We start from the raw sequence: 10,291 nt of genomic DNA, 5'->3' as shown, positions 1-10,291 counted from the left end.
TTTTAGTTTGGTTAAGTTAGAAAGGGCGCACGGTGGATGCCTTGACACTAGGAGTCGATGAAGGACGGGACTAACGCCGATATGCTTCGGGGAGCTGTAAGTAAGCTTTGATCCGAAGATTTCCGAATGGGGAAACCCACTATACGTAATGGTATGGTATCCTTACCTGAATACATAGGGTATGGAAGACAGACCCAGGGAACTGAAACATCTAAGTACCTGGAGGAAGAGAAAGCAAATGCGATTTCCTGAGTAGCGGCGAGCGAAACGGAACATAGCCCAAACCAAGAGGCTTGCCTCTTGGGGTTGTAGGACATTCTATACGGAGTTACAAAGGAACGAGGTAGACGAAGCGACCTGGAAAGGTCCGTCGTAGAGGGTAACAACCCCGTAGTCGAAACTTCGTTCTCTCTTGAATGTATCCTGAGTACGGCGGAACACGTGAAATTCCGTCGGAATCTGGGAGGACCATCTCCCAAGGCTAAATACTCCCTAGTGATCGATAGTGAACCAGTACCGTGAGGGAAAGGTGAAAAGCACCCCGGAAGGGGAGTGAAAGAGATCCTGAAACCGTGTGCCTACAAATAGTCAGAGCCCGTTAATGGGTGATGGCGTGCCTTTTGTAGAATGAACCGGCGAGTTACGATCCCGTGCAAGGTTAAGCTGAAGAGGCGGAGCCGCAGCGAAAGCGAGTCTGAATAGGGCGTTTAGTACGTGGTCGTAGACCCGAAACCAGGTGATCTACCCATGTCCAGGGTGAAGTTCAGGTAACACTGAATGGAGGCCCGAACCCACGCACGTTGAAAAGTGCGGGGATGAGGTGTGGGTAGCGGAGAAATTCCAATCGAACCTGGAGATAGCTGGTTCTCCCCGAAATAGCTTTAGGGCTAGCCTTAAGTGTAAGAGTCTTGGAGGTAGAGCACTGATTGAACTAGGGGTCCTCATCGGATTACCGAATTCAGTCAAACTCCGAATGCCAATGACTTATCCTTAGGAGTCAGACTGCGAGTGATAAGATCCGTAGTCAAGAGGGAAACAGCCCAGATCGCCAGCTAAGGTCCCAAAGTGTGTATTAAGTGGAAAAGGATGTGGAGTTGCTTAGACAACTAGGATGTTGGCTTAGAAGCAGCCACCATTTAAAGAGTGCGTAATAGCTCACTAGTCGAGTGACTCTGCGCCGAAAATGTACCGGGGCTAAATACACCACCGAAGCTGCGAATTGATACCAATGGTATCAGTGGTAGGGGAGCGTTCTAAGTGCAGTGAAGTCAGACCGGAAGGACTGGTGGAGCGCTTAGAAGTGAGAATGCCGGTATGAGTAGCGAAAGACGGGTGAGAATCCCGTCCACCGAATGCCTAAGGTTTCCTGAGGAAGGCTCGTCCGCTCAGGGTTAGTCAGGACCTAAGCCGAGGCCGACAGGCGTAGGCGATGGACAACAGGTTGATATTCCTGTACCACCTCTTTATCGTTTGAGCAATGGAGGGACGCAGAAGGATAGAAGAAGCGTGCGATTGGTTGTGCACGTCCAAGCAGTTAGGCTGATAAGTAGGCAAATCCGCTTATCGTAAAGGCTGAGCTGTGATGGGGAAGCTCCTTATGGAGCGAAGTCTTTGATTCCCCGCTGCCAAGAAAAGCTTCTAGCGAGATAAAAGGTGCCTGTACCGCAAACCGACACAGGTAGGCGAGGAGAGAATCCTAAGGTGTGCGAGAGAACTCTGGTTAAGGAACTCGGCAAAATGACCCCGTAACTTCGGGAGAAGGGGTGCTTTCTTAACGGAAAGCCGCAGTGAATAGGCCCAAGCGACTGTTTAGCAAAAACACAGCTCTCTGCGAAGCCGTAAGGCGAAGTATAGGGGGTGACACCTGCCCGGTGCTGGAAGGTTAAGGAGAGGGGTTAGCGTAAGCGAAGCTCTGAACTGAAGCCCCAGTAAACGGCGGCCGTAACTATAACGGTCCTAAGGTAGCGAAATTCCTTGTCGGGTAAGTTCCGACCCGCACGAAAGGTGTAACGATTTGGGCACTGTCTCAACCAGAGACTCGGTGAAATTATAGTACCTGTGAAGATGCAGGTTACCCGCGACAGGACGGAAAGACCCCGTGGAGCTTTACTGTAGCCTGATATTGAATTTTGGTACAGTTTGTACAGGATAGGCGGGAGCCATTGAAACCGGAGCGCTAGCTTCGGTGGAGGCGCTGGTGGGATACCGCCCTGACTGTATTGAAATTCTAACCTACGGGTCTTATCGACCCGGGAGACAGTGTCAGGTGGGCAGTTTGACTGGGGCGGTCGCCTCCTAAAGTGTAACGGAGGCGCCCAAAGGTTCCCTCAGAATGGTTGGAAATCATTCGTAGAGTGCAAAGGCATAAGGGAGCTTGACTGCGAGACCTACAAGTCGAGCAGGGACGAAAGTCGGGCTTAGTGATCCGGTGGTTCCGCATGGAAGGGCCATCGCTCAACGGATAAAAGCTACCCCGGGGATAACAGGCTTATCTCCCCCAAGAGTCCACATCGACGGGGAGGTTTGGCACCTCGATGTCGGCTCATCGCATCCTGGGGCTGTAGTCGGTCCCAAGGGTTGGGCTGTTCGCCCATTAAAGCGGTACGCGAGCTGGGTTCAGAACGTCGTGAGACAGTTCGGTCCCTATCCGTCGTGGGCGTAGGAAATTTGAGAGGAGCTGTCCTTAGTACGAGAGGACCGGGATGGACGCACCGCTGGTGTACCAGTTGTTCTGCCAAGGGCATAGCTGGGTAGCTATGTGCGGAAGGGATAAGTGCTGAAAGCATCTAAGCATGAAGCCCCCCTCAAGATGAGATTTCCCATAGCGTAAGCTAGTAAGATCCCTGAAAGATGATCAGGTTGATAGGTTCGAGGTGGAAGCATGGTGACATGTGGAGCTGACGAATACTAATAGATCGAGGACTTAACCATATAATATGTAGCAATGTTATCTAGTTTTGAAGGAATATGCCTTCATAGTTTGGTGATGATGGCAGAGAGGTCACACCCGTTCCCATACCGAACACGGAAGTTAAGCTCTCTAGCGCCGATGGTAGTTGGGACCTTGTCCCTGTGAGAGTAGGACGTCGCCAAGCAACTTTAAGACAAGTCAGAATGACTTGTCTTTTTTGTGTTTTATAAAAATAAGAATGGGTGGTAAATCTCAGTTTTTTATAATTTCACTTTATTGTTCACATCAACAAGTTCAAAACGCTCACAGACGAGTAACATATCTTCAGAGAAATTAAGACCAAGCTCATTTAGTTCCTTTTTAAAAAACGAACATGGGTGTCTCTCCAGTAATTATAAGTACGATCTCCTTCGCCTTCAGCGATAGCGAATTCTTCGCTTACTTCATTCATTGGTGTTACAGTTACTTCTATTATCTTAATAATAGCTACAGGTTCATCATTACTATTAAGTATAATACTATAATCATTAGTGGTCGGTAGCGGTTCATTTTCTAATTCATAAAAAATGTGACCGGAGCATGTAGCAGTTTTAATACCGTCAATTACTAGTTGTGCAAGATAATTAGGGGAATCTCCAAATTGCCAAGCTATAACAGATTCTGGTTTTTTGTTGTTTCCCCAATAAGTATTCCAATATGTCTGTGCTAATTGATTCATTTTATCGTCACCTCACTCTAATTAAATTTAGTCGCTTTATAATTCCTAGGAAATTTATTTATTTACTTATTCTGTCTTTGTGCTCATTTGAAATTTGTATCAGTGTGTTGCAAATTAAAAAGATACTATGTGGAATGAATATGGTTTGTAAATATGTTCTGTATATATATGGGATCTTTAATTTTCCAATTGCATTTTATGATAAAGGATATAGTTACTTAAAGAACGTTCAGACTATTAATGGTAGCTTATTATCACTATGCCATATTGAAGTGAGTAGTACTAGAGTTGAAATAGATAAAAAACCGATATTCTAAAATTGAATATCAGTTTAATGATATGTGACTTATATGAATCTATAGTAATACGAAAAGCGTAAATAAGATAGCCAACAAAATACGATAGTATGCAAAAGGTTTTAAACCTATCTTCTCTAAAAGCTTTAGAAAAGTTACTACCGCTAGCATCGCTACGGTAAAAGAGGTAATGAATCCTACCGCAAACATAGGGATGTCATCGACACTTAAATACTCCGAGCTTTTTAGTAAGTCTAAGCCTGTAGCTCCAACCATTACAGGAAGAGCTATTAGAAAAGAGAACTCGGATGCGGTTTTATAATTTACTTTTGCTAATAGACCTCCAGAGATAGTAGAGCCAGCTCTAGAGAAGCCAGGGGATACTGCTAAGCACTGAAATAATCCAATTGTTAAAGCTTGACGGTATGTTAAATCGTCCAGTGAATAGGCGGTTGCCTCTTTCTTTTTTACTTCTGCAAAGATCATAAGAATTGCACCTGCTACAAGTCCAATCACAACAGTGTATGGCTGAAATAAGTATGTTTTAATAATATCATGTAGTAGCAAACCAGCCACTACTGCCGGAAATACGCCAAGAAATACATGAAACGCGTTGAATTTTTTCTCTTTCCGTAGAAGAGGCTTAATATTACATAGAGAAACGAGACGTTTATGATATAAAATTGCAATAGCTAAAATTGCGCCTAGCTGAATAACAATTTCAAACGTTTTTGCTCTTTCTCCTTCAAAGTCTAATAAATGCCCGACTAATATAAGGTGGCCAGTAGAAGATATAGGTAAAAATTCAGCTAATCCTTCTACAATACCGAGTATGAAGGCAATAATGATATCGCTCATAGTTTCACTCCTATAAATTAATGAATGTCTACTTTTTTAAAATAGAATAGTGTTGCAATAAATCCGGAAATTGTTGTTACTGCAATGATGATATAAGAATACTCTGGTGGATATGTCGGTTGTAATTCATTATTTGCGATATCTAGAGTAGCGGTCCACGGAAATAAATCTTTATGCTTGGAGTTTACGAGCATAAGATTGGTCATTGTAATAATGACTGTTAATATAATGGGCGGTACATAGCTCTTCATGACAAGAGTTAGTAGTACAATAGGTGAAGACAATAGAAAGAGAAGTCCACCACATATTAAAAATTCTAGGAAAGAACTTAAAAGTAAAGCAATGTTAAAACCAGGGAAATTCCCCAATAGCCCTAATATTAAAGTAAGTGTCCAAGCGACTAAAGTTAGCATCATGATCCAAAGAAAGAGAATGATGAATTTACTTATAATAAAGCTAATGCGCGACACGGGGATAGTTAGTAAATTTTTTAGTGTATCTTCTGCATATTCGCGGGTAAGCAAATATGCAACCACTACTCCATATAAGGGGAATCCTATAACTAAAGTAGTATATAAGTTAACATCAGTGAATAATTGATGGAACCAAATAGTCGGAGTTGGCTGTTTTGTTTTTATATGTATATAAGAGGCTACTACAACTAAGAAAGGTGCGACACCAGCACCAATAATGCTAATTAAAAACATATTAGAGCGTTTTAATTTTAAGAGTTCTGTATAGAGTAGATTAACCAATTGTTCCACCTCCAACTAGTTTGGTGAAATAATCTTCTAGTCTATCTTCACTTATCATCATTTTTAATACTTCAATACCATTAAGAACTAATGTTCTATTTATGTATCCTTGTTGTCCAAAATGAGAGTAAATACGAATATTCCCTTCATCGTGTACTTCATAATCAAAAATTTGAAGATGATTTTCTAATAACATCACAGCTTTATTGTCATTATTCACTTGAAACTCTATGTACTTACGATTTGCTTTACGTAGCGTATCAAGAGAAACTTCTTCTAGTAACTTTCCTTCATGAATAATTCCGATACGATCGACTAACTGTTCTACCTCGGCTAATATGTGACTAGAAATGAGTATTGTTATATTTCTTTCTTGAGCTAAAGAATGAATAAGTTTTCGCATTTCTTTAATACCAATAGGGTCTAGTCCGTTAGTTGGTTCATCTAATATGAGTAGCTCGGGATAATGGAGAAGAGCGCGTGCAATTCCTAAGCGTTGCTTCATTCCTAAAGAATACTTTCCTACTAACTTTTTTGTCTCATGCTGCAAGCCTACTATTTCTAATGCTTCTTCGATAGCATTCTTTTTGTGAACCCCAATTATCTTTGCATTAATTAATAGGTTTTCTTTTGCAGTTAAGTTTTCATAAAATCCTGGAACTTCAACTATAGAACCAATTCTGCTTAAAATATCTTTTTGATTTTGGAATAAGTTCTCTCCAAATATTTCAATCGTTCCACTTGTAGGCTTTATAAGACTAAGCAGCATACGAATGGTTGTTGTTTTACCAGCACCGTTGCGGCCTATGAAGCCATAAATCTCCCCTTGTTGAACATTAATATTTAAATTATCTACTGATTTTTGATTGCCATATACTTTAGTAAGGTTAGTCGTTTTTATAATTGTATTTATAGGAGACACCTGCTTTCTATAAGTTCTTACTTACATCATAAAAAGGAAGGCTTAACTGCATATTAATCATTTCTTAACTATTTCTTAAAAGTATTGTGTTTTGGAATAGAAAAGCCAAAAATAGTTCGTTTCCATGGAGTGCTTTCAACCCATATATGCCCACCATTTCTCTCAACGAGCGCTTTAGAAATAGAGAGCCCGAGACCACTACCACCAAACGAGGAGTTTCTTGATTGTTCGCTTCGGTACATTCGCTCAAACACATTTTGTAAATCATGCTTTGGAATACCAGGGCCTTTGTCCCAAATATGAAGTTCATATTCTCTATCGGTTTCTAGTAGTTCGACTCCTACTATTTTTCCATCCTTTCCGTAATAAATGGCATTTTTCATTAAATTACTCATAATCCGCATAAGGCTCAGATGGTCTGCGATAATAGGGCAAGTAGATTCTGGTATGAGAACTTGCAGTTCGATGTTATGTTTTGAGAGCTCAGGTAAAAATTCAATCAAAACTTCTCTAGTAACTTCAGAAAAGTCGAGTTCTTCTTCTTTTAGTGGAAATTCATTAGCGTCTAGCTTCGCCATATTGAATATTTCATCAACTAGGTGCTTTAAGTTATTTGATTTCATATAAAGTATTTTAAGGTATTCTTGTTTTTCTATTTCAGAAACAGCAACCCCATCTTTTAAAGCATCTATATATCCGATGATGGAGGTGAGTGGTGTTCGTATATCGTGGGAGATACTAGACAAAAGTTGTTTTCTGGATTCCTCGGATCTTTTGGCTTCAATCTGAACTTGCTCTAATTTAGCTATTAGCTCGTTTATTGAAAAAACGATATTATGTAATGAGTGGTCATTGCTTGTGAATAATCTCGTTTGTAAGTTTCCTTTTAGTACACGACTTAATTTAGTATCCATTGCCTTGCGATGTTGAATGAATTGTATTCTTGAAAAGAAGAGATAAATTGTAATTAAGATAAGGATTATAAATAAAGACATTTTTAATCTTGGTTCCATTTGTATGTTTAAAATCCCACAAATGATAAGTTGTAATGTAATAAGGGAGAGGGTTTTATCAGTCTTCAAGCTTTTCACCTACAAACTTATAACCAATTCCCCATATAGTCTGAATGAATTTTGGATTGGAAGGGTCGATTTCTATTTTCTTTCTAAGTTTTCGAATATGTACCATAACGGTATTGTCATCTTCTATATAATTATCGTCCCACACGTTTTGGAAGAGCTGTGTTTTTGTAAATACTTGTCCTGGGTTTGAAGTAAAGAATTTTAATAGTTCCAGTTCTTTTCCGGTTAAGTTAATTTCTTCTTTATTTGTATGAACTGTGTATGTATTTAGATTGAAAGTTAGTCCTTTAAAAGATAAAGTTGTTTTTTCTTGAGCAGTATTGCTACTTCCAAGAACTAAAAAACGCCGCATAAGAGCTTTTACTCGTGCAATTACTTCGTGAATGCTGAAAGGTTTTGTAATGTAATCATCAGCACCAATGCTTAAGCCTAAAATTTTATCAATTTCGTGATCTTTAGCGGTGAGCATTAATATAGGTACGTTAGTTTTATATCTAAGCTTTTTACATACCTCGATTCCATCTATTTTGGGCATCATAAGATCTAATATAACGAGGTTATAGTTATTTTGATTAAATAAATGCAAGGCTTCTTCGCCGTTGATTGCAGTGTCTACCATATATAATTCTCGTTCTAAATATATTTTTAATAAATTTCGGATTTCTTTATCGTCGTCTGCTAAAAGGATACGTATATCTTTCATATTTTCACCTGCTTCTAATAGAGTTTTATTGATAGTACAACAACTCTCTAATTATATACTAGTATTTGTTAAAATAAGGTTGCTAGTTTTGTTGGAGGGAAACGTCCGCACGATTTAAGTCTAGAGCTCAAATTAACTCGAATATGTTTGGAAGAATAAATTAAAGAGAAGCAGAAAGCGTGCTCCGATAATGAAATCCTATAGAGACGTGTCTAGTTAAAAGAGCATAAAAATATTAACTTGAATATCTTTATAAAAAGATGTTGACGATTATACAAATGAAGTGTAATATAGAACAAGTCGCCGATGACATTAACGTCGCAAGCGACAAACGAAATAAAAAACTTAGTTGACATTAACTAACGAAGATGTTAACATAAGGGAGTCGCAAATGAGCGACCAAGTAGTTCTTTGAAAACTGAACGAAACAAACAACGTGAAACGTCAATTTTTATTTTTAGATGCTAGACAAACTAACTTTATTGGAGAGTTTGATCCTGGCTCAGGATGAACGCTGGCGGCGTGCCTAATACATGCAAGTCGAGCGAATGGATTGAGAGCTTGCTCTCAAGAAGTTAGCGGCGGACGGGTGAGTAACACGTGGGTAACCTGCCCATAAGACTGGGATAACTCCGGGAAACCGGGGCTAATACCGGATAACATTTTGAACTGCATGGTTCGAAATTGAAAGGCGGCTTCGGCTGTCACTTATGGATGGACCCGCGTCGCATTAGCTAGTTGGTGAGGTAACGGCTCACCAAGGCAACGATGCGTAGCCGACCTGAGAGGGTGATCGGCCACACTGGGACTGAGACACGGCCCAGACTCCTACGGGAGGCAGCAGTAGGGAATCTTCCGCAATGGACGAAAGTCTGACGGAGCAACGCCGCGTGAGTGATGAAGGCTTTCGGGTCGTAAAACTCTGTTGTTAGGGAAGAACAAGTGCTAGTTGAATAAGCTGGCACCTTGACGGTACCTAACCAGAAAGCCACGGCTAACTACGTGCCAGCAGCCGCGGTAATACGTAGGTGGCAAGCGTTATCCGGAATTATTGGGCGTAAAGCGCGCGCAGGTGGTTTCTTAAGTCTGATGTGAAAGCCCACGGCTCAACCGTGGAGGGTCATTGGAAACTGGGAGACTTGAGTGCAGAAGAGGAAAGTGGAATTCCATGTGTAGCGGTGAAATGCGTAGAGATATGGAGGAACACCAGTGGCGAAGGCGACTTTCTGGTCTGTAACTGACACTGAGGCGCGAAAGCGTGGGGAGCAAACAGGATTAGATACCCTGGTAGTCCACGCCGTAAACGATGAGTGCTAAGTGTTAGAGGGTTTCCGCCCTTTAGTGCTGAAGTTAACGCATTAAGCACTCCGCCTGGGGAGTACGGCCGCAAGGCTGAAACTCAAAGGAATTGACGGGGGCCCGCACAAGCGGTGGAGCATGTGGTTTAATTCGAAGCAACGCGAAGAACCTTACCAGGTCTTGACATCCTCTGAAAACCCTAGAGATAGGGCTTCTCCTTCGGGAGCAGAGTGACAGGTGGTGCATGGTTGTCGTCAGCTCGTGTCGTGAGATGTTGGGTTAAGTCCCGCAACGAGCGCAACCCTTGATCTTAGTTGCCATCATTAAGTTGGGCACTCTAAGGTGACTGCCGGTGACAAACCGGAGGAAGGTGGGGATGACGTCAAATCATCATGCCCCTTATGACCTGGGCTACACACGTGCTACAATGGACGGTACAAAGAGCTGCAAGACCGCGAGGTGGAGCTAATCTCATAAAACCGTTCTCAGTTCGGATTGTAGGCTGCAACTCGCCTACATGAAGCTGGAATCGCTAGTAATCGCGGATCAGCATGCCGCGGTGAATACGTTCCCGGGCCTTGTACACACCGCCCGTCACACCACGAGAGTTTGTAACACCCGAAGTCGGTGGGGTAACCTTTTTGGAGCCAGCCGCCTAAGGTGGGACAGATGATTGGGGTGAAGTCGTAACAAGGTAGCCGTATCGGAAGGTGCGGCTGGATCACCTCCTTTCTATGGAGAATTGAT

Annotated in this window: 5 protein-coding genes, 3 rRNA genes and 1 pseudogene; 3 read left to right on the top strand and 6 right to left on the bottom strand. The window is 41.7% G+C overall.

Annotated features, from left to right (window positions below; genetic code table 11):
• The first annotated feature begins 9 nt into the window (after positions 1 to 9).
• A 23S ribosomal RNA gene (locus ACYFX0_RS30805) occupies positions 10 to 2,931 on the top strand.
• Between the two features lie 48 nt (positions 2,932 to 2,979).
• A 5S ribosomal RNA gene (rrf, locus tag ACYFX0_RS30800) occupies positions 2,980 to 3,095 on the top strand.
• Positions 3,096 to 3,171: 76 nt separating this feature from the next.
• Here the strand turns inward: rrf and ACYFX0_RS30795 are convergent.
• From ACYFX0_RS30795 to ACYFX0_RS30770, 6 genes and pseudogenes are all read right to left on the bottom strand, one after another.
• A pseudogene (locus ACYFX0_RS30795) lies at positions 3,172 to 3,629 on the bottom strand (ASCH domain-containing protein).
• Between the two features lie 356 nt (positions 3,630 to 3,985).
• Positions 3,986 to 4,783: an undecaprenyl-diphosphate phosphatase UppP gene (uppP, locus tag ACYFX0_RS30790; RefSeq protein ID WP_106082605.1), complete on the bottom strand. Its 798-nt coding sequence runs from the start codon at positions 4,781 to 4,783 to the stop codon at positions 3,986 to 3,988.
• Between the two features lie 17 nt (positions 4,784 to 4,800).
• Positions 4,801 to 5,538, bottom strand: coding sequence for an ABC transporter permease (locus ACYFX0_RS30785; protein ID WP_000247718.1), 738 nt, complete (start codon positions 5,536 to 5,538; stop codon positions 4,801 to 4,803).
• Entirely contained in the window at positions 5,531 to 6,460 is a 930-nt protein-coding gene (locus ACYFX0_RS30780) for an ABC transporter ATP-binding protein (protein WP_000074583.1), read from the bottom strand. The genes ACYFX0_RS30785 and ACYFX0_RS30780 overlap by 8 nt, the downstream gene beginning before the upstream one ends.
• Before the next feature lie 68 nt (positions 6,461 to 6,528).
• Positions 6,529 to 7,542 (bottom strand): sensor histidine kinase, encoded by a 1,014-nt coding sequence (locus ACYFX0_RS30775; RefSeq protein ID WP_000845349.1) that lies wholly within the window; start codon positions 7,540 to 7,542, stop codon positions 6,529 to 6,531.
• Positions 7,532 to 8,245, bottom strand: a complete 714-nt coding sequence (locus ACYFX0_RS30770) for a response regulator transcription factor (RefSeq protein ID WP_000652004.1) — start codon at positions 8,243 to 8,245, stop codon at positions 7,532 to 7,534. Before ACYFX0_RS30770 ends, ACYFX0_RS30775 begins: the two co-directional genes overlap by 11 nt.
• A 479-nt stretch (positions 8,246 to 8,724) precedes the next feature.
• Here ACYFX0_RS30770 and ACYFX0_RS30765 point away from each other — a divergent pair.
• Positions 8,725 to 10,276 (top strand): 16S ribosomal RNA (locus ACYFX0_RS30765).
• The last annotated feature ends 15 nt before the right edge of the window (positions 10,277 to 10,291 follow it).

This window comes from Bacillus sp. NEAU-Y102 (genome assembly GCF_054788175.1).
Note: the sequence above shows the minus strand (reverse complement) of the source record. Positions and strands in the feature narration are given on the sequence as shown.